Annotated in this window: 24 protein-coding genes, 1 pseudogene and 1 riboswitch; of the genes and pseudogenes, 16 read left to right on the top strand and 9 right to left on the bottom strand. The window is 36.9% G+C overall.

The genetic code is table 11. The annotated features are described in order from the left end of the window. Nucleotides 1–21: 21 nt before the first annotated feature. Nucleotides 22–144: pseudogene (locus J2S10_RS16435) on the top strand (formate dehydrogenase accessory sulfurtransferase FdhD); the annotation flags it as partial. A gap of 46 nt (nt 145–190) precedes the next feature. Here J2S10_RS16435 and J2S10_RS16430 read toward each other — a convergent pair. Further along, nucleotides 191–598 carry a hypothetical protein gene (locus tag J2S10_RS16430; protein WP_307409694.1) on the bottom strand — a complete coding sequence of 136 codons (408 nt, stop codon included), beginning with the start codon at nt 596–598 and terminating at the stop codon, nt 191–193. 216 nt (nt 599–814) lie between these two features. On the opposite strand from J2S10_RS16430, the gene purU reads away from it, so the two are divergent. After that, nucleotides 815–1,714: a formyltetrahydrofolate deformylase gene (purU, locus tag J2S10_RS16425; RefSeq protein ID WP_307409692.1), complete on the top strand. Its 900-nt coding sequence runs from the start codon at nt 815–817 to the stop codon at nt 1,712–1,714. Nucleotides 1,715–1,757: 43 nt separating this feature from the next. Here the strand turns inward: purU and J2S10_RS16420 are convergent, their stop codons facing one another. Continuing rightward, entirely contained in the window at nt 1,758–2,576 is an 819-nt protein-coding gene (locus tag J2S10_RS16420; protein WP_307409690.1) for a GDSL-type esterase/lipase family protein, read from the bottom strand. Nucleotides 2,577–2,730: 154 nt separating this feature from the next. Between J2S10_RS16420 and J2S10_RS16415 the strand changes: the two genes are divergently transcribed. After that, on the top strand, nt 2,731–2,985 hold the full coding sequence (locus J2S10_RS16415; protein WP_307409688.1) for a replicative helicase loader/inhibitor: 255 nt from the start codon (nt 2,731–2,733) through the stop codon (nt 2,983–2,985). Between the two features lie 114 nt (nt 2,986–3,099). On the opposite strand, the gene J2S10_RS16410 is transcribed toward J2S10_RS16415, so the two are convergent. Continuing rightward, entirely contained in the window at nt 3,100–3,618 is a 519-nt protein-coding gene (locus J2S10_RS16410) for a GNAT family N-acetyltransferase (RefSeq protein ID WP_307409686.1), read from the bottom strand. 208 nt (nt 3,619–3,826) lie between these two features. Here J2S10_RS16410 and J2S10_RS16405 point away from each other — a divergent pair, with 208 nt between their 5' ends. Further along, nucleotides 3,827–4,198 carry a DUF4259 domain-containing protein gene (locus J2S10_RS16405; RefSeq protein WP_307409684.1) on the top strand — a complete coding sequence of 124 codons (372 nt, stop codon included), beginning with the start codon at nt 3,827–3,829 and terminating at the stop codon, nt 4,196–4,198. Nucleotides 4,199–4,281: 83 nt separating this feature from the next. After that, nucleotides 4,282–4,803, top strand: a complete 522-nt coding sequence (locus J2S10_RS16400; RefSeq protein WP_307409682.1) for a YfiT family bacillithiol transferase — start codon at nt 4,282–4,284, stop codon at nt 4,801–4,803. 37 nt (nt 4,804–4,840) lie between these two features. On the opposite strand, the gene J2S10_RS16395 is transcribed toward J2S10_RS16400, so the two are convergent. From J2S10_RS16395 to J2S10_RS16385, 3 genes are all read right to left on the bottom strand, one after another. Continuing rightward, the gene (locus J2S10_RS16395; protein WP_307409680.1) at nt 4,841–5,674 is read right to left on the bottom strand and encodes an SDR family oxidoreductase; all 834 of its coding nucleotides are present in this window, start codon (nt 5,672–5,674) and stop codon (nt 4,841–4,843) included. Between the two features lie 156 nt (nt 5,675–5,830). After that, nucleotides 5,831–7,036: an FtsW/RodA/SpoVE family cell cycle protein gene (locus J2S10_RS16390; protein ID WP_307409678.1), complete on the bottom strand. Its 1,206-nt coding sequence runs from the start codon at nt 7,034–7,036 to the stop codon at nt 5,831–5,833. A gap of 129 nt (nt 7,037–7,165) precedes the next feature. Further along, nucleotides 7,166–8,218, bottom strand: a complete 1,053-nt coding sequence (locus J2S10_RS16385) for a phosphodiester glycosidase family protein (protein ID WP_307409675.1) — start codon at nt 8,216–8,218, stop codon at nt 7,166–7,168. Between the two features lie 400 nt (nt 8,219–8,618). Here J2S10_RS16385 and J2S10_RS16380 point away from each other — a divergent pair, with 400 nt between their 5' ends. From J2S10_RS16380 to thiC, 4 genes are all read left to right on the top strand, one after another. After that, nucleotides 8,619–9,269, top strand: a complete 651-nt coding sequence (locus tag J2S10_RS16380) for a DUF1232 domain-containing protein (protein ID WP_307409673.1) — start codon at nt 8,619–8,621, stop codon at nt 9,267–9,269. Between the two features lie 56 nt (nt 9,270–9,325). Next, nucleotides 9,326–10,510, top strand: a complete 1,185-nt coding sequence (locus J2S10_RS16375) for an FtsW/RodA/SpoVE family cell cycle protein (RefSeq protein ID WP_307409672.1) — start codon at nt 9,326–9,328, stop codon at nt 10,508–10,510. Between the two features lie 104 nt (nt 10,511–10,614). After that, nucleotides 10,615–11,190, top strand: coding sequence for a DUF1003 domain-containing protein (locus J2S10_RS16370; protein WP_307409670.1), 576 nt, complete (start codon nt 10,615–10,617; stop codon nt 11,188–11,190). 104 nt (nt 11,191–11,294) lie between these two features. After that, nucleotides 11,295–11,408, top strand: a riboswitch (TPP riboswitch). 173 nt (nt 11,409–11,581) lie between these two features. Further along, nucleotides 11,582–13,345 carry a phosphomethylpyrimidine synthase ThiC gene (gene thiC / locus J2S10_RS16365; protein WP_307409668.1) on the top strand — a complete coding sequence of 588 codons (1,764 nt, stop codon included), beginning with the start codon at nt 11,582–11,584 and terminating at the stop codon, nt 13,343–13,345. 414 nt (nt 13,346–13,759) lie between these two features. Here the strand turns inward: thiC and J2S10_RS16355 are convergent, their stop codons facing one another. The 3 genes from J2S10_RS16355 to J2S10_RS16345 all read right to left on the bottom strand — a co-directional run bounded on the left by J2S10_RS16355 (nt 13,760) and on the right by J2S10_RS16345 (nt 14,631). Next, nucleotides 13,760–13,990, bottom strand: coding sequence for a hypothetical protein (locus J2S10_RS16355; protein WP_370876225.1), 231 nt, complete (start codon nt 13,988–13,990; stop codon nt 13,760–13,762). Nucleotides 13,991–14,038: 48 nt separating this feature from the next. Then, nucleotides 14,039–14,272 carry a hypothetical protein gene (locus J2S10_RS16350; RefSeq protein WP_307409666.1) on the bottom strand — a complete coding sequence of 78 codons (234 nt, stop codon included), beginning with the start codon at nt 14,270–14,272 and terminating at the stop codon, nt 14,039–14,041. A gap of 125 nt (nt 14,273–14,397) precedes the next feature. Next, complete coding sequence (locus J2S10_RS16345; RefSeq protein ID WP_307409664.1) at nt 14,398–14,631, bottom strand: hypothetical protein; 234 nt, start codon at nt 14,629–14,631, stop codon at nt 14,398–14,400. A gap of 234 nt (nt 14,632–14,865) precedes the next feature. Here J2S10_RS16345 and J2S10_RS16340 point away from each other — a divergent pair, with 234 nt between their 5' ends. The 7 genes from J2S10_RS16340 to J2S10_RS16310 all read left to right on the top strand — a co-directional run bounded on the left by J2S10_RS16340 (nt 14,866) and on the right by J2S10_RS16310 (nt 20,552). Beyond that, the gene (locus J2S10_RS16340; RefSeq protein WP_307409662.1) at nt 14,866–15,351 is read left to right on the top strand and encodes a GNAT family N-acetyltransferase; all 486 of its coding nucleotides are present in this window, start codon (nt 14,866–14,868) and stop codon (nt 15,349–15,351) included. Between the two features lie 272 nt (nt 15,352–15,623). Beyond that, on the top strand, nt 15,624–16,865 hold the full coding sequence (locus J2S10_RS16335) for a DHH family phosphoesterase (protein WP_307409660.1): 1,242 nt from the start codon (nt 15,624–15,626) through the stop codon (nt 16,863–16,865). 157 nt (nt 16,866–17,022) lie between these two features. After that, complete coding sequence (locus J2S10_RS16330; RefSeq protein WP_307409658.1) at nt 17,023–17,490, top strand: YbaK/EbsC family protein; 468 nt, start codon at nt 17,023–17,025, stop codon at nt 17,488–17,490. Nucleotides 17,491–17,665: 175 nt separating this feature from the next. Then, nucleotides 17,666–18,085, top strand: coding sequence for an RrF2 family transcriptional regulator (locus J2S10_RS16325; RefSeq protein WP_307410048.1), 420 nt, complete (start codon nt 17,666–17,668; stop codon nt 18,083–18,085). Nucleotides 18,086–18,186: 101 nt separating this feature from the next. Continuing rightward, entirely contained in the window at nt 18,187–18,507 is a 321-nt protein-coding gene (gene trxA / locus J2S10_RS16320; RefSeq protein WP_307409656.1) for a thioredoxin, read from the top strand. A 63-nt stretch (nt 18,508–18,570) separates the two neighbouring features. Beyond that, nucleotides 18,571–19,695, top strand: coding sequence for an NADH-dependent flavin oxidoreductase (locus tag J2S10_RS16315; protein WP_307409654.1), 1,125 nt, complete (start codon nt 18,571–18,573; stop codon nt 19,693–19,695). A 380-nt stretch (nt 19,696–20,075) separates the two neighbouring features. After that, on the top strand, nt 20,076–20,552 hold the full coding sequence (locus tag J2S10_RS16310) for a hypothetical protein (RefSeq protein WP_307409652.1): 477 nt from the start codon (nt 20,076–20,078) through the stop codon (nt 20,550–20,552). The last annotated feature ends 58 nt before the right edge of the window (nt 20,553–20,610 follow it).

Here is a 20,610-nt window from a genome sequence, read left to right as displayed (position 1 = left end):
AAACAGTATGAAACTAGTAAAAAATCAGCACCGACCGAACTGGCTTTAGAGCTAGCAGAAGAATTGGGGATCACGACCATTGGTTTTATCCGAAATCAGTCGCTTAACGTTTATACTCATCCAAAACGGATCATAAAAGAATAATAATCCCCGTATCCTTAGTGGAATAGGGGATTATTATTTAAAGCAATTATCTTGGTGTTAAGGTTTTTACTGAAATCGCCGGGGAGTAAGTCGTTATCAGACAGCCCTCTAAATGCTTTTCATTCAATAATCCCAGATTAAGAGCTGATTTGATTTTACGATCATCCGGTTTTTTAACCACCTGAATGAGATCATTCATTTGCAATTCCTCTAACCTTTTAATCGTGACTTCTTCATTATATTTCTCTGTTTTTCTCATCTGTCTTTGCAGTTTGTAGCCATTAATCGTCATTTCCCCTTTATCATTAGAACCTATTAATTTATCAAAATATTGATGGAATACATCTTTTAATTCATTCATCTCTACCTCAATTTCTTTTTTCTTCTTATTTAGTTCGTAATATCTGCGCAACATTTCTCCTGTAATCAAAGAATCATTGTTTTTCAACAACATCCTCTCCTTTTATACGAACATATATTCCATTTTATGAAACCAACCAAGAAAATATTACCTTTTTGAATGAAATTTCTTTGAATCAAACATATCTGCCTGAAGCTGCTTGGATAGGAAATGATGAAAAATTTTTTCGCGATAATCACAAAAAAAGATTCATCTTATTGAGAACTTTCTGTATAATGGTAAAAAAGTTGTAGAATTGAGGAAATAAAAGTGATAGGTTATGTAGAAGAAAGAATTAAAAATTATCAAGCACAAAATCAAAATAGGGGTCGTTTATTAATTAACTGTCCTGATGCCCCGGGTATTGTTGCGGCTGTCTCACGCTTTTTATATGAAAAAGATGCGAATATTATCGAGTCAAGCCAATATTCGACAAATCCTCAGGGAGGAACTTTTTTTATAAGAATTGTCTTTGAATGCCCTGACTTAAGACAAAAATCTGCTGCAATGGAGAGTCAATTTGAAGATATTGCTCAGTCCTTCTCAATGGAATGGTCCTTTACCTATGCCTATGAAATCAAAAAGACAGCCATCTTTGTTTCAAAGGAGCTTCATTGTTTACGTGAGCTTTTGTGGGAATGGCAAAGCGGTGACCTTTTGACTGATGTGGCATTAATTATCAGTAACCATGAAGATGCCCGGGTAGAGGCAGAAAGATTAGAGATTCCATTCTATTACATACCGGCAAGTAAAGAAAATAGGATGGAAGCAGAAGAAAGACATCAACAGCTATTAGCTGAATACGATATCGATTTAATTGTCCTTGCCCGTTATATGCAAATCTTAACACCGAATTTTGTGAAACAATATCCGAACCAAATCATTAATATCCATCATTCCTTCCTTCCTGCGTTTGTCGGGGCAAAGCCATATGAACGCGCCTACCATCGCGGGGTAAAATTGATTGGAGCGACTTCTCATTACGTTACCAACGATCTCGATGAAGGACCAATTATTGAACAGGATATACACCGTGTTGACCATCGTGACAATGTGGAGGAATTAAAGAAAATCGGCCGTACGGTAGAGCGAAGTGTTCTTGGCAGGGCGGTAAAGTGGCACTTAGAGGATCGGATTATCGTTCACGGAAATAAAACGATTGTATTTTAAATTTAACCTTTTAAAGAACGAAGGAGAGTTGCTCTCCTTCGTTTTATATTGATGTTTTTCTATTTTGATGTTTAAACTGATAAATCATTTGCTCAGAAATGGCCGAATATCCCGCCGAATTGGGATGGACTCCATCAGAAGATAAGTTTTGCGGATTGTCACCGTTAATCACACTCGTTGTTTCTACTACGATGGAGGAAGGGGAGTGATTCGCAACCTCATATATTTTTAGATTCCAATTTGGCAGCAATTTATTCGATAAGGAATACATTTGATTGGATGGAGATAATGGATTATACAATGCTAAGAACACGATGGTGGCTTTTGGATTTAGATCATTAATTCTCGCTGATATTACTTTCAGATTATTTGAAAAGGTGGATTGTAATTGATCAAATGTTTGGAAAACGTTATGGAAGTTCCAACCCTTTGCAACCCGTAAAATATCATTGCCGCCAACATTAATCGTTACAATATCTGCCTTTTTGATTTCCTCGTCAAACCTGCCTTGTTGGACAAGTGACTTTAATTCACTACTTGTAATTCCATTAATTCCTTCATTTTGGAATACAACCTTTTTATGAATTTTGATTTCTAATTTGTTTGAAAATTGAAAGACTAAATCCTCATTTTGTCGGGCACCCACACCGCGAATAACAGAATCTCCCAACCCCAGATGATAAATTTGGGGTTCTTTTGAGTTTCGAAAATAATTGATATATGAGACTTTTGAAGCGTAGGTGTTTACAGAATCAGCTTGTTTTTTCATTTTATTAATTTGATATTGCGGATAATAAATCCATGCAGAAACACCAAAAGCAATGATCACGACAAAAACAATCATGTATTTAAAAATTTTCATAATTTCCACTCCTAGATGTTCCTTATTATAACAAAGTGAACAAAAGAAATATTTAGGAGTTATTTTCCAAGCGACAAAAATCCTTATATTCTAATTAAGAATGAATGACAGAATGTGTGGAGAGGCTATTTTGTGAATGGGAGGAGGGGCTGGCTTGACGAAAAAAGAGGTTCTCAAGATTTTGGTGTTAATTGAAACGGTTTATTCCTATTGCATGACAAAGGATGAGACGGTATCCTATTGGTTTCAATATTGTTCTGAGATGGAATTCGATAAAGTAATGGCCAAACTTTTAGTACATATTCGAAAAAGTCCCTATCCTCCGTCAATTTCTGAACTTACAGAATTTACTTCCGAAAATACTAAACAAGCTTGGATCAGTGAATATACACCAAAAAAATCAGTTTAAAGCAGTGAGTAAGTAATCTTCTTTTATAATAAAACTTATGTTATTAAACAGGATAATTCAAATAAATAACCGCCGGGATGTTTGTTCCTAGCGGTTATACATTTTTTCCTTTAGTTATAATGACAAAGCATTTGCGAGAAGTCCGTTGGGACGGAATCGACTCATGATGATTTCATTAATAAACTTGCCACCCGTTTTTAAACTACCTTTTCTAACACCCTCTACGGCGAATCCAAACTTTTCATACAGTGCTTTAGCTCCGGGGTTTATGGTGAGCACACCAAGTTCAACCCTTTCAAGCATGAGCCAATTATCAGCAAGATCCAGCATTTTTGTTAATAGCGCCTTCCCGATACCCTTGTTATGATATTCACTGTCAACTCCAATGAATAGATCTCCTGCATGCGACCTTCGACCTTGCCCCTGGGTTAAGCCTACAAATCCAACAACGTTGCCATCAATTTCAGCAACAAATTCAAATTGGTTTGGACCCAAATTCCTAATTCTATTTTCTACTGCGTCCACTCGCATACTTGGAAGAAAAACCATGTATTGAAGAACAGCCTCTTGTGTATAAATACGATGGATTCCCTTAGCATCCTGGATTTGAATAGCACGAATATTGACATTCATAAATTTCCACCCCTTTAAACCTAAAGTATAGTAATAATAATCATTCTTCACTTATACAAAAAATTCCTACCAAGATTAATTTTTTATAAAGGTATTTTATAATATTCGAAGAATAATAATGTATGTATGTGCTAGAAAAAGTCACCATTATGGCCTTTTTTCTATTAACAGCATATAACGACTAAAATGAAAAAGGAGTGTTGTATAAATGGGAGCTTGGGGTACAGGGATTTTTGATGCTGAAACTACATGTGATGTTCGAGAGGATTTTATTAACTACCTGGAAGAAGGTCTATCAACTGAAGATGCAACACAAAACATTTTAGAAGAGTATATTGATGAATTAAATTTAGAGGAAGATTTAGAAGTAATTTCGTTAGTTTTTATCGGATTGGCTGCTGTACAGCTCGAGAAGAATTGCCTACAGGAACAAGTACGGATAAATGCAATTGAATTAATAAAACTTGGAGCGGACCTTGAACTATGGGAAGAAGCCCAACAAGTAGATTTTGAAGAAAGAATCACTGTTTTGACCGAATTTAAACAAAAGCTGCTTAATTATGAAGTTAAGTTAAACTAATAATTAGGTGACATCGAAGCTGTCGTTTAAGGCAGCTTTATTTTTTCTTATAAAACTAGATATGAATTGAGAGGTAATCATACATGAATGATTTAAGGTACCCAATAGGTTATTTTAATACTCAAATAGGAATTAGTGATATATTGATTGAAAACTGGATTAATGTAATTGAAATGACACCGTCGCTATTAAGAGATGCTGTTAGAGGGTTAAATGATGAGCAACTGGATACACCTTATCGCCCGGGAGGATGGACAGTTCGGCAGGTAGTTCACCATCTTCCGGATAGCCACTTGAACAGCTATGTTCGATTTAAGTTAGCATTAACGGAAGATACTCCTACTATCAAGCCGTATATGGAAGATAAATGGGCGGAACTCCCTGATTCTAAGCTGCCGGTAGAGATATCGTTAAAACTATTAGAAGGACTACATAATCGGTGGGTAAATTTATTGCGCAGTCTCGGCCCGGATGATTTAGAAAAAACCTTTCTTCACCCTGATTCCGGTGAAATCTCATTAGGGCTAAATATTGGTCTTTACGCATGGCATTGTCAGCATCACCTGGCCCATATTAACTCTTTGCGCGAACGGCAAGGGTGGTAAAAGGAGCTAGCTTTCAGGCTCCTTTTCAACAGAATTATTATTTTATCTGTTTTAAAATCACACGTTCAATCATTTTCCAGGGAAGCATGTTTTTTAGAAAAAGATTCTTTTTAACGCCCTTACCAATTGGATATCTGAGGTCAGGGCTTTTTGTTTGTGCGGCGATTTGAGCAACCAATTTTGCTACATCCTGCGGATCTCCATGTTCTGCTTTTCTGGATTCTATTTCATTTAAGAGGGCTGTCATATAGGGCAGGTATGGAGACTCTTGATCATTATTTATTGTTTCGATGCTTGACCAAATATTGGTTTCATAAGAGCCCGGCTCAACCAACATGACATCAATGCCAAATGGTTTAACTTCCAGCCTTAAGCTTTCACTAAAACCTTCAAGTGCGAACTTGGAGGATGTATAGGCAGATAATCCGGGGAATCCCATCCGCCCGCTGATGCTGCTTATATTGATGATTCTTCCTTGACCGTTAGCTCTCATAAACGGAAGGACCATCTGCGTAACTGCGATAACTCCGAAAAAATTGGTCTCAAATTGTTTCCGATAAGCTTCAACTGAAAGCTCTTCACTAAAGCCTCCGACAGCCAGTCCTGCATTATTGACAAGAACATCAATTGAAGAAATACGAGTCAGATAGTTTTTCAATTCAAGGATAGACTCAGTTAAAGTGACATCAAGAGGTTGGATATCTATTAAATCCGATACATTTTGGTCTTTTGCCATTGCTAACAAAGGAGCTGACTTGTTCAAATTTCTCATTGTCGCGATGACCTGATAGCCTTTCACTGCCAGTTCTATTACACACAAAAGCCCAAAACCACTAGAGGAACCTGTTACGATTGCTGTTTTTCTGCTCATTCATATCTCCTTCAACCCACGTTTTCTCTTATTTTACCTTTTATTCTTAGAAAGCAGCATATTTCCTGATTAATCAAAATTTAAAACAGCTAAAAATCGAAAAAAATAATTTATATTTGGTTAAATAGGTAAAAAACAGAGACTAAATTGTCTCTGCTAGTTTCTCAAATTATATACGTTTTCCTTTTTAACCCTTTTTTCTATCTTAAAAGCTCCTGACTCAGTTTTATATTTTTTTTCGTAATTAACAAACATGGAAACATTAACTAAAATACCTACAGCAATTGCTAATTGAATCAAAGACGATCCACCGTAGCTGACAAACGGTAACGGTACACCAGCAAGCGGGAGGATACCGGAAACACCTGCAAGATTAACAAAGCCTTGAATTCCAATCATACTTGAAATACCAATGGCTAATAAGCTTCCAAATGGGTCCTTGCAACGCGTTGCAATAATAAACCCTCTTAATACGATATAGGCTAGAGAAATAATGACAAAACCAACACCCCATATTCCTAACTCTTCTGCAATAACAGCCATAATGAAATCAGTATGTGGTTCTGGTAAATAACCTAATTTTTCAATGCCTTTACCTAACCCCAAGCCATTAATACCACCTGATCCTATTGCTATGTATGAATTTACCAGGTGATAACCGGATGTTTTCGCAGCAGCAAATGGATCCTTTAGGACAGAAAATCGATCCATACGCTTAGATGTAAAAACTTTATTATGAAATATAAGAATGATTGGTATTATGGAAACTAATGCCATAATAATAAGTTTTTTAATATTTTTAAAGCTTATTCCTGATGACAGAATAATTGAACTCGAAAATAATAAAATCAGCTCAACAGTACCAAAGTCAGGTTGACTTGCAATCAATAAACAAACTAGCCCTAAATAGATTAACGGAGGGACAGTTCCTTTATTAAATTCATTTATGTATGCTTGCTTTTTGGCGTAAACAGCAGATAAATATATAATGACACAAAGCTTAACAAATTCTGAAGGTTCAATACTTATTGGACCAAGTCTAATCCAACTTTGTGCTCCTCCTGCCACATGGCCGAAGAGAGATAGTGCCATTAAAAGAAACAATGATCCAAAAACCATAGTTCCCAGTATTTTATTGTTTATCAAAGCCTTGTAAGGAAATAAAGCGGTAAGTAGAAATACAAAAAATGCTACAATTAGAAAGAGCTTTTGTTTTTGATAAAAATAATCACTGGAAACACCGTATCTTTGGACTGCCATAGCCATACTCGCACTATAGACCATTATTAAACCAAAGACAGCTAAAAGAAACACAGCAATTACTAAAGAATAATCATACGATTTTAGAATTTTCCTAAACATAATCTCTTCCTTTCTTTTAAAATAATAATCCCTCATCATTCAACTACTTTTTTTAGCAACTGAAGAAGAGGGATTAATTTTATTTGGTCTACTTAACAGTGTTAAATTAAAATGGAAGCTCTCTTTTAATTAATGCGGAATGACCACCCAAGCATCTGGCAGGTAACGCATTCCAACATCCGTGTTAGTTGCAGGTTTTAATTGAAGCGTCCCATCCTTTATCATCGTAGTAGAACCGCCGCCATCCATTGCAATTGCATTGGTTACATTGTATTTCTCAAATAAATGAGCCATATCTGACATAGAAGCACCGCGATGGGTTTTATCCCAATAAAAACGGCCATCAGTTATGATCATTACAATACTTCCGTTTGTTTCTTGACCAATAGCTGTTCGCGGTGCCCAGCCCCATGCACCATTAATAGTTGGAGTAACACGATTTACTCCATTAACAATTAGTTGAGGGCCAAAGCTTACAGCATCTTTCACTCCTAAATGTAATAATTGATTGGTCGAATAATTTCCGGTAATAAATTGACCATCTTTTAAAAATCCACCTACAAGTGATGGCACGTTTTTACCACCCTTTGGAACCGAAAGGATGTTTCCGTTACTAATAACAATTCCTATCATATCACCACCGGACCCATTTCCCCTAGGGTCAAAAAATCCACCAGCGTTGATCCCGGCGATTCCATTATTTTCTTTAATTAAATCAGAAAGAGGTTGTCCTTTGTCTGAAAACTTTGTTCCCTCAATGTGAACTGTTGTTGGATCAGGAATTATCATTATTTTTGCCGTGTAATTGGGAGCATTTACCGTTTCCACTTGGATGTTCTCGGATGAACTTTTCTTAAAAGTAGATTTATTTCCTTTTGCAATCGTTGATTGTACAGCTTGTGGATGATTCCTTGCATTGTATAACGCATCGATTTCCGATTGTGGTAATAAAAGTCTCAAATATTTTTCGTATTGTGGATGGTAGGTTGAAAATACCGTCCCTAATAACATTCTACGTATTTGTAATCCTTGATTTGTACCGTATAAAAATCCACCCCCACCTAAGACGAGGATTAAAAAGACCGTTAAAAATACTCGCCAAATACGTTTTAGTTTTCGTTTTGGTTTTGGATTTCGGTTTGTGCGTGTAGTACTGACTGGATTAGTTGTTTGTAGTTCCATGATGCATCTCCTTTTTAAATAATTTGATAAAAATATGATTCTAATGGAAGCCTATTAAACTAACAAGTTAGCATTCATAATCATTTTTAGAGTGGCTGCTTTCGAAGTAGTTTCAATGTACTCTGAAAACGAGTTGATATTATGCAAAACGATAAAATAGCCTTTTTTATCAACTAGTGAAAATATATGATGTTATTGTCAAATTGTCAACATAAAAGCGAAATTCATTTAATAGATTTGTTTTGTCTATTAATCCCATATTGAAAAATTTATGTTAAATAACAACAATTTTGATTTGTTGACGAAATGTCAACGGTGATATATATTTTTAAAGAATACAAACCTTATTAAATGCTAAACAATTTACTATAAGAAAAAAATAATGAAAGGAAACTAGCGTATGTCTGAAGTCAATAAGTTTAGTAGCATTGGTTTGCTTCTAAAGGATTTATTGAAGGAAAAGTCTTTATCAATGAGGAAGCTTAGTGAACTTACTGAAATTGATACAGCTACTATCTCACGGATAATAAATGGTAAACGTAAAGCAAATCCAGATCACATTCAAAAATTTGCTAGATGTCTTGAAGTACCTATTGCTGATTTATTTGAGGCTGCAGGTTATCCTATCGAACAAAAGAATGAAACGGAACTAACTGATGATTTTCATTCGTCCATCGAGAGCATTCAAAAAATACTCGAAAACTCAAATATGTATGACAAAAAATTTTCAATTGAAAGTGTGGAACAACAACTAGCAAATTATATACAATACGCACAAACAGATGAGGGGAAAGAGACTATTCTTAAGGGTTTTGAGGAAAAACTTCAAAAGGTAGGCAGCATTGGCCCATTTATTAACAATTTAAAAGAAATGTTTGTAAAATTTAGCATGAAGAAGGGTACCCCGGTTCAACTCGCCCTAATGGGAAGCGCACTATTATATTTCATTTTACCGGTAGATGTGATTCCGGACTACATTTTTCCAATTGGGTATTTAGATGATGCAATCGCTTTACAACTTATATTAGGTTTAGTATCAGTAAAAAGATGAGTATAAATTTATTTAACATCATGAGTCAAACACAAAATGTATATTAAGGTGAAGATATGAAAACATCCAACTTTTTAAGAAGATTAGATGGTACAATACTATTAATCTTGTTTGCGTTTTTATTTATTAGTTTAATATTTATTTATAGCAGTCAACAAACAGGTGAATATGGAACACAGAATTTCGCAATGAAGCAGGGGATTAATTACATCATCGGATTTGTCCTTTTAATTTGTGTCGCCAAGCTTGATGTTGATCAAATAGAGAGAGTAGCTTGGCCTTCTTATATTATTTTATTTTGTTCAATAATCTTTTTGAAATTTGCGCCAAGTTCAATTGCACCCTCGATACTCGGGGCCAAAAGATGGTTTAGTATCCCTGTCTTAGGTTCCATACAGCCATCAGAGTATTTTAAAATTTCACTGATTATTTTAGTTGCTAGTTTAATTTCTAAGCATAATATTACTTACATTACAAAAACAATAAAAACTGATTTACTTCTCATCGGAAAAATCCTGCTAGTAACCATCCCACCATCTTTTTTTGTTTACCAGCAGCCGGATACAGGAATGGTATTCCTATATTTTATTGCCATCGCGAGCATGCTATATTTATCTGGACTTAAAAAAAGATTGGTTGCTGTTTTGGTCATAGTTCCACTTCTAATCATGGGTGTGCTCGTTTATTTGTATTTTTACCATCCAGACGTTATTTATAAACAGTTAATTCCCTTATTAAAGCCGCATCAACAAGAGCGAATCATCGGGTGGTTAGATCCAACGGGAAACAGTGATCAGGCGTATCAAACCCAAAGATCTCTTTTAGCAGTTGGGAGTGGCGAAACTTTCGGTAAAGGAATCATGCATGGCAATGTCTATATTCCTGAAAAACATACCGATTTTATCTTTTCCACGGTAGCGGAGGAAAGCGGATTTTTTGGTGCATCTATTGTCATTACTTTGTTCTTCCTGTTAATTTACAGAATCATTGTAATCGGGCATACATCCGAGACCCTCTTTGGTACCTATATTTGCGCTGGAATAGCATTTAGTATGACAGTCCAAATTTTTCAAAATATCGGGATGGTTGTTGGGATTATGCCTGTTAAAGGAATTTCATTACCTTTTCTAACCTATGGAGGAAGTTCTTTGTTTTCAAATATGATTTTACTGGGAATTATATTATCAATTAGAAAAACATTTGGACAATATATTTTTGCGAAAAAAAACGAAATCACTTAGGTTAAAATGCACATTTTTAAAAGTTTACAGAAATAAAGGTACGTTCCTTGTTTAAAAATTATTTTACAAAGAACAAAGCTTTTCTAGACGAAGGAATGAAAACATTGAGTAAAAAAAAGATTTTTTATGTGAAGCCTGAAATCAAAGACGACGCGTCAATTATTCAAGGTTTTGATATTGAAATTAATAAAAATGATGCACAGCGAATTGATCGATTGGTGGATAACTACGAAAGCAGTATCATGACTCATCTCGATGAAGAATATGTCAAACGAACAACGAGAGCAGACCGTCTTGCAGACCGAATTGCTGAATTTGGCGGAAGTTGGAAATTTATTATTTGGTTTGGAGTATTTCTTGCTGTTTGGATAGCTTGGAATACGATTGTGTTTACCAAACAAATTCATTTCGATGAACCACCTTTTATCTTATTGAATTTATGCTTATCCTTTATTGCTGCTTTTCAAGCCCCTGTAATCATGATGAGTCAGAATAGGCAGGCTGCCCGTGATAAACACGAATCCATTATTGACTTTGCAATAAATTATAAAGCCGAACAGGAAATTGATGATATGCAAAGTCACCTTCATCGGATCGAAGGGGAGTTAATTCAAATTAAACAACTTTTAGCCTCTATGCATCAAAGTGGTAATTTTGGATCAGAAGAAACCAAAAATTAAAATGAAAGAAATCCATAGGAGAAAATTCTCATTTTTAAAAAAGATACTTTCCAAATAGTGAGCACTGTGTTAGTATCAAAACGAAAGTTAAAAATTAGTTTCATATGCTCTACTAGGGGGGTCCGATGGTTCGGACTGAGAGAAGAATGCGTGAAATTCTTTGACCCTTTGAACCTGATCTGGATGATACCAGCGTAGGGAAGTAGTTTCGACGGCGTCGCTTGTTTATTTTGAGAATACGCCACTACTTTTTGACGATTTATCAGGTTCTGTGCAAACAGAACCTTTTTTTATTGTCATTCATTTACTCGTTTGTCCATATGGCTGCTTGTAATGAACTATGTTGTGACTTCCAGATCGCAAAATCTTATCCATTAAAGGAGGAAGTTATATGCAAAAGCAAGCAGAAGTGAACATTGAGTTAAAATCACAATTTACTGGAAGTAAAAAGGTTTATGTTGAGGGGTCAAGACCAGATATTAAAGTTCCAATGAGAGAAATTAAATTAAATCGTACAGTAACAACTTTTGGAGAAGAAGAAAACGCACCTATACGAGTATACGATACAAGCGGCCCCTACACAGATTCGAATTACGAAATCGATATTAGAAATGGGCTGCCTTCTTTACGCAAGCAATGGATCCTTGAACGAAATGATGTTGAGACTTATGAGGGAAGAGAAATAAAGCCTAATGATAATGGTTACCTTGATGGTGATGAACGGGCGAATCTTGAATGGTTTCCAGCTATTAACCAAACCCCGCTTCGTGCAAAAGAAGGGCAAAACGTTACGCAAATGCATTACGCTAAAAAAGGCATTATTACGCCTGAAATGGAGTACATCGCCATTCGTGAAAATATAGACCCGGAATTTGTACGTGATGAAGTGGCAAGAGGGAGAGCAATTATACCTGCAAATATTAACCATCCAGAGAGTGAACCAATGATAATTGGGAGAAACTTTCATGTCAAAATAAATGCGAATATTGGGAATTCGGCCGTTACTTCGTCAATTGACCAAGAGGTGGAAAAAATGACCTGGGCAACACGCTGGGGTGCCGACACCATTATGGATTTATCTACAGGAAAAAATATTCATACAACTCGAGAATGGATTATTCGTAATTCCCCAGTGCCATTAGGGACTGTGCCGATTTATCAAGCATTGGAAAAGGTGAACGGTATTGCGGAAAATTTAACATGGGAAGTCTATCGTGATACGTTAATTGAACAAGCTGAACAAGGTGTTGATTACTTTACGATTCATGCCGGCGTTTTATTACGCTATATTCCATTAACAGCTAAACGGACAACAGGTATTGTCTCCCGCGGTGGTTCGATTTTGGCACAATGGTGTTTGGCACACCATCAAGAAAACTTCCTTTACACCCATTTTGAAGATATTTGTAAAATTCTTAAGAAGTACGATATTTCTGTTTCACTTGGGGATGGATTACGCCCGGGCAGCTTAGCAGATGCCAATGACGAAGCGCAATTTGCTGAGCTTGAAACATTAGGAGAATTGACGAAAATTGCCTGGAAGCATGATGTTCAGGTAATGATTGAAGGACCGGGTCATGTACCGATGCACATGATTAAAGAGAATGTCGATAAGCAAATGGAGATTTGTCAAGAAGCACCTTTTTATACTCTAGGACCTTTAACAACTGATATTGCCCCAGGATATGATCATATAACATCAGCCATTGGCGCTGCAATGATTGGCTGGTTTGGAACCGCTATGCTCTGTTACGTGACCCCAAAAGAACATTTAGGCCTTCCAAATAAGGATGATGTCCGCGATGGTGTCATTGCTTATAAAATTGCCGCTCATGCTGCCGATTTGGCCAAAGGCCATCCGGGTGCGCAAATTCGAGACAATGCCTTATCGAAAGCGCGTTTCGAATTCAGATGGGAAGATCAGTTTAATCTTTCCTTGGACCCTGAGCGGGCAAGAGAATACCATGATGAAACACTTCCAGCAGAAGGAGCAAAAACAGCTCATTTTTGTTCAATGTGCGGGCCAAAATTTTGTTCAATGAGAATTTCTCATGACATTCGGGGAATGGCAAATGGAGATAATCTTGACATTGACGAGGAAATGAAGAAAAAGGCAGAGGAATTTGTAAATGATGGATCAAACATATATCGATAATAGCCATTACTCAGAGATAAAGATTTTAAAAGAAGAAGTGGAACTATTACAGGAAAGAGTTTGTCATTTACGGCAAAAAATTGATCACCTCCAACGCCATTGCAAGCATCTATTTTTGGAAACTGCCGGAATGAGAGAATGCCAAAAGTGTGGTTTTTCGGAGAGTACTTATTATTGATTTTCAGGAAGTATTTCCCATGAGCATACCTTCTTGGTGATTGGGGCCAGGGAAAGATTAGCGCATTTTAAAGCTGTCACTGGGTCACTTTCGTCGAGGAGCTCCCAAAAACAGCATCAGGGAAAATTCAAAAAGTCCACCTTCGCCATGAATACTGGGATGCCCAAGGGAAGTGCGGACGATTTGTAAATTAACATTCAAAAAAGAAAAAGCTGGTTTGCCCCAGCTTTTTCTTTTTATATGATACTATTTTTGATCGAACTACTATCAAGGAAATCAGAATCAAACACATAAGAGATAGGAATAATGACCGGTACGATATCCCCGTTTTGTTCCCCAAATCCTTGGTTCCGTTTATAGGTAATAAAATGGTCAATCCATTGGTTTGGGCCAAAATTCATTAATGAAGAATGGTCGATTGCATTAAGTTTAATCCCCAAAAAATTAACCATCATCGGTGCGAACATTATATAACCCCCCAGCTTAAAAATTGGCCATGATTCCTGCCGAACTTGTTAAATAATACTGTTTTTTGCCGAATTGCTATCCGTTACATCTGGGTCAACAACCCATGAAATAGGAATATATATTGGGGAGATATCGCCGTTTTGTTCGCCGACTCCTTGATTCCTTTTATAACTAAGAAATTGATCTAAATATTGATTGGGGCCAAAATTAACATTCGAAGCATTATCAATTGTATTTATTTTAAATCCCAAAAAGTTAATTGCATAAGCTCCAACTAACAAAAAAATCACTCCTAATCGTATTTTTAAACCTCAACAATTTAGCGCATAGTTAATTGCTATTAGTTAGATAGCAAACGGATATATGAACATAGCTCGTGGCTATTAGTTTAATAAATCGAATACTTTTACAAAATGGTTTCTTTTATTGATGGGCTATCTAAGAATTCGTCATCTAAAATAATGGAAATGGGAACAGCTACTTTGGTACAATCAGCCATTTGCTGGCCATACCCTTGATTCTTTTTACCGGAGACTCGAATACCAACTAAACAATTAAAACCAAACGAAACTGCACTCCCATGATCGGGACTGTTGACCTTGATGCCGCCAATGTTAACAATTGTCGGGATAAAAAACATTTTTCTTTCTCCCTTCTTTGTCCCAAATTTTCAATAGAAGTAATCTAAACTTGTATTCTTAAAGTTTATTCGAATTCATCAAGAAAAATGTGCAAATATATTCGTTCGCTTTGCGGCAGCCAGGTTTATGTGAAATTTTATAAATTTTCTTTCCCTTTTTATCCAATAAATCTGCTAAATTAAATTTTAGGAATAATTAAAATTGCTAAAAGAAGAGTCTGGGAGGAAACAGAAATGCTAAAGGATCAGGACACGAGATTAGCGTTTTATCAACCCATATATAAGCACTGGTTGGAGCATTACTTTTTACCTGAAGAGCAAAGTAAATTTTCGGCACATCCTTTGGATGCAATTGCGTTATGTGAAGTAGAGGATGAACGTTATCCTATTTTAATTTTCCATCATGATGTGCCTGCCGGCTTTTTCGTTCTTCATGGATGGAATGGAGTGCAGGCGTACAGTGATAATAAAATAGCTTTACTGTTGAGGGCATTTTCCGTAGACGCCTCTTTCCAAGGGAAAGGAATTGCTAAAGAGTCCTTAAGATTGTTACCATCATTTGTGAAGGAGCATTTTCCAGGGAAAAACGAAATCATTTTAACAGTAAATCATAGGAACGCTGTTGCGCAGCATGTTTATACGAAAAGTGGATTTGTGGATAAAGGGCTGCGCACAATGGGGTCTAAAGGTCAGTTGTTCATTATGCATTTGAATCTTTGACAAAGGAAGTTGGATTACAAACTCCATTCATTAAAGAATCTGTAATGAACATAATAAGTAAAGGCTTGGATTCTTTTTAAAGGATGGGAAGTTATGCATTTTTTTTTTTGAGGTAATAGGCCAATTTATAATTGAATGTATAATTGAAAAGGTTTTTCGAGGTATTTATTTAGAGTGAGTAATAAAAAAGGAAAATATGGGATTTTTTAGTATAAGTTTATCGGCTAATATACAAACTACTAGTTATGTGAAAATGGGGATGGGGGCTTAAGATGATTAAACTTTTTACTGACATCGATTTAGATGGTCTTGGCAGCGGGATCATCGCAAAATTAGCGTTTGGAGAAAACGCAGATGTGGAGTATTGTTCATATCGGATTTTAAACCAAAGAGTTGAGGGATTTATAGAAAACCTGCACCACAATCGTGATGAAGTATATATAACGGATCTTGCCGTGAATGAGTCAGTGGAAAAAAAATTAGACAAGCGTTTTCGTGATGGAAAACACGTAAGAATGCTTGACCATCATGTAACAGCCTTGCATTTTAATGAACACAAATGGGCTTTAGTTAAGCCGGAATATGATTCTGGAAAAAAGACCTGTGCAACTTCTTTATTTTATGATTTCATTATTGAACATAAAATGATGGAGCGGAGTAAAGGACTCGAGGAATTCGTTGATTTGGTTCGTCAATATGATACTTGGGAGTGGCAGGAAAATAATAATGTTACAGCAAAACGGCTAAACGATTTATTCTATATCTTAGGCCGGGAGAAATTTGAAGAAGAGATGTTACATAGATTGGCTTCAAACCAGGATTCATTTTCATTGTCGGATATGGAAAACAGGCTTCTTGATATAGAGGAAACTAAAATTGAGCGTTATATTCATTCAAAAAACAGACAGTTGGTTCAAACCTTTATTGATGATCTTTGTGTCGGACTTGTCCACGCTGAACAATATTTGTCTGAACTTGGGAATGCTTTAAATCAAATGAATCCGCATTTGGATATGATTGCCCTGTTAAATGTGGGCAGTAAAAAAATGGGATTTCGAACGATTCATGATGAAATCGATGTTTCTGCTTATGCCAAAAAATATGGCGGAGGAGGGCATCCAAAAGCATCGGGTTGCGGATTAACGGATGAAGCATTTAAAAAGTATGTTATTAATGTTTTTGATATCCCACCATTAAAACCTGAACCTGACCGCAATGAGTTGAATATTAAAGGGGCAGGCTATGGGACCTCCTATCAAAACGGCAACGGGGAGATTTCCTTTATTTATCCACAACAGGATGGGAAGTATGTGATTACCCATATAGGAAAAAAACTGTCTCAGGTCTTTCCTTCGTTTGAGGAAGCAGAACTGTTTCTTAAAAGAAAACATGCATCAAGACTGCGCTATGACCAGGATTGTCTCAAGGAGCTCGCGAGTTCAAAAAATATGCCGATCGAGGATATTAAGAAAATGTATCCCGAAATCGTGAACACGATTCTGAATGAAGTGTAAATGGGAGAATTCTAAAAAACAATCTTAGAAACAGCTAACTTTTTATCATCTGAAAAATAAAGAACGGACCATATTGTTTTGAAAATTCCATTAAAACTGATAGTATTGAGCATATCGAATGAATGGATAAAATTATTTTTGAATAGTGAGGTACCGCATGACATTTGTAAAGGTTCGCGACTATGTTAAAAAATTTGATGAAAATTTGGAGCCATTGGAGTTCAAAGAAAAGACAAATACGGTTGAAGAGGCAGCGAATGTGCTTGGAGTAAAGGGTGCGCAAATCGCTAAGTCAATACTTTTTAAAGCAGGGGGTCAATTTGGCTTGTTTGTTACAGCCGGCGATATCAGGGTTAATCAAAAAAAGGTTAAAATGCTTCTAGGAGCGGGGAAGCCAAAGCTTGCAACACCTGAAGAAGTTGAAGATATTACCGGTTTTAAAGTAGGCGGTGTCTGTCCATTTGCTTTGAATAAAGAAGTTCCGATTTACTTAGATGAGTCAATGAAAAGATTTGATTTAGTTTATACTGCAGCAGGTACTGCCCAGTCAGCATTGCCGATAACGTTTGAAAAGCTTCAGGAAATTACGAACGGATTGGTAATTGATACTCAAACTGCAGATTAGTATAAAATTAATTTTTATTTTATTGATAGCACACTTCAACATTTTTTTATTTTACATATGATAATAAAAAGGGGGAAGCATATTTCCTATAGAAAAATTCCCCCTAATCTTTTTTCTTGACTTTTCAAACTGTAAACAATAAAATTACAGTAATCTTCTTGAGGAGGTGATTACACTGAATAGTGATTTTACGATTGCCGTTCATAGTTTGGTCTATTTAGCTTATTTACCGGATCACATGGCAAGCAGTGATTCAATCGCCGTAAATGTATGCACAAATCCGGCAAGAATTCGTAAAATCATGAGCTGCTTACGTAAAAATGGCCTGGTAAAGACGAAAGAGGGAATAGGCGGTGGCTATATTCTGGACTGTAATCCTCAAGAGACTACCTTAGCAGATATTTACCGCACCGTATCACATGGAACTTTAAAACCAAATTGGTGTACAGGAGATCCGGAACAAAATTGTGTGGTATCATCTAATACCCAGGTGGTCATGGATGAAATCTTCACTGAAGCAGAGTTGTATTTTGAAAAATATTTAGAAAAAATTACGATTAGTTCTGTTTTAGAAAAAATTAAATTATGTCCCTAATTTGATTTAATTTTTTCTCTGCACATACTGTATATTTATTTATAACAGATTATTAACATTAAACTGTAACTATTTTTATAACAATTTAGGAGGAAAATAAAATGGCTATTACACATGTAACCGATCAAACTTTTGCGTCAAATATCAATGAAGGACTAGTATTAGTGGATTTTTGGGCACCTTGGTGTGGACCTTGTAAAATGATTGCACCCTTGTTGGAAGAAATCGACAGCGAAATGGTAGATAAAGTAAAGATTATTAAGCTGAATACAGACGAAAATCCGGAAACGACAAGTGACTTTGGTGTGATGAGTATTCCGACATTGATGTTTTTTAAAGATGGAGAAGCAGTAGAGAAGGTAATTGGCTATCAACCGAAAGAAGAATTAACTGATTTAATTTCCAAGCACTTTTCAAACTAATAGCGGATTTGTTTTGTGATTAGCGACACACTATTTTTGAAAAATAATTTGGAGGATTTGAAAATGAATATAAAATATGGACCATTATTTGAGGGATTCTCGTTTTCAAACGGAATTCAATTGAAAAATCGAATTGTTATGGCACCAATGACCAATTTTTCATCTAATCCGGATGGAACCGTAACGGAAGCTGAAGTAAAGTATTATGCACGCCGTGCAGGTGGAGTTGGTATGGTCATAACGGCATGCACCTATGTAACTAGGAATGGTATGGGATTTCACGGTGAATTTGGCGGGGATACAGATTCATTAATTCCAAGCTTGCGCCAATTAGCTTCAGCAATTAAAGAGCAGGGTGCTAAGGCAATTCTGCAAATTTTCCATGGCGGTCGCCAAGTGCCACCGGAATTAGTGCCGAATGGAGATGTGGTTAGTGCAAGCGCCGTTCCAGCAGAAGGAGCGGGAAAACCGATACCAAGGGAGTTATCTGAGAAGGAAATTGAATCAATCATCCACGATTTTGGTGAAACTACTCGCAGGGCAATTGAAGCAGGGTATGACGGGGTTGAAATTCATGGTGCCAATGGGTATTTGCTTCAGCAATTCTTTTCCCCTAACTCTAACCGGCGAGAGGACCGTTGGGGCGGCAGCCTTGAAAAACGGCTGGCATTTCCGATGGCAGTGGTAGATGAAGTGACAAGGGTTGTGGAAGCACATGCAAAAGAACCTTTCATTGTCGGCTATCGTTTTTCCCCGGAGGAGCCTGAAACTCCAGGAATCACAATGGCAGACACATTAGTGTTAATCGATGCATTAGCTGAAAAAAACCTTAACTATCTGCATGTTTCTCTACAGGATTTCTGGTCCACTCCAAGACGGGGTGTCGAGGATACTCGTTCACGGATTGAAATTATTCAGGAACGCGTTGGTAATCGAGTACCTGTCATAGGTGTTGGTTCGATTTATACTGCGGATGATTCATTAAAGGCCATTCAAACTGGGGTGCCATTGATTGCTTTAGCTCGTGAGTTGATCATCGATCCTGACTGGGTGCAAAAAGTGGAGCAGGGAAGAGAAGACGAAATCGTCACTAAAATAGATAAAAATAAGCAAGCGGAACTTGTCCTTCCGGATCCGCTCTGGCAAGCAATCATTAATAGCCCGGGCTGGTTTCCCGGGGTTGAATAAAAAATACCTTTAGGCATTTAATGTAATTTTGATTTTTAAAGGGTAAACAAACGAGCGTATGGTTTCATTTTTGAAATCATACGCTGTTTTTATGCAAAAAAAAAGAGACCCGGATTTTTTCGGATCAAAAAGATTTTATTTAAAAGGGGGTCGTTCATGACTCTATACTACAAGATGAACCTTAACATATTCTTAAGATAATTTTTAAAGTCATAGATATTAGATTTTAATGATTATTTGAACCATTTGGGCAAAAAAACCATTGGTACGTTTTTTATAGGTTACTACTTTTTTATCTTTAATTTTAGGCAGTTGCCCATGCCATTTTACTTCCTAAACATAGTCTAGACTGAAACCTATACGAAGGAGAGATCAGAGATATGTTTCATGGAGGATTTGGAGGTATGGGAGGTTTCCCAGGCCCAGGTGGAATGATGGGCATGGGTGGTTTCCCAGGCCAAGGTGGAATGATGGGCATGGGTGGTTTCCCAGGTCCAGGTGGAATGATGGGCATGGGTGGATTCCCGGGTCCAGGCGGCATGATGGGTATGGGCGGTTTTCCAGGCCCAGGCGGTATGACTGGAATGGGCGCATTCCCTGGGCATGGATTTGATGGTATGGGCGGATTCCCGGGCCATGGCGGCATGACAGGTATGGGCGGATTCCCAGGCCAAGGCGGTATGGCTGGCATGGGTGGATTCCCGGGGCAAACAGGTATGACAGGCATGGGTGGATTTCCGGGCCAAACAGGGATGACAGGCATGGGTGGATTCCCGGGCCAAACAGGTATGACAGGCATGGGTGGATTCCCGGGCCAAACAGGTATGACAGGTATGGGTGGATTCCCGGGCATGTAAGGGCTTAGAAAGGTTCCTGCTTGTTATTTAATAAGACAGGAAGACTTTCACAATATCG

This window comes from Neobacillus ginsengisoli (genome assembly GCF_030813055.1).
This window is presented reverse-complemented; position numbering and strand designations above follow the sequence as displayed.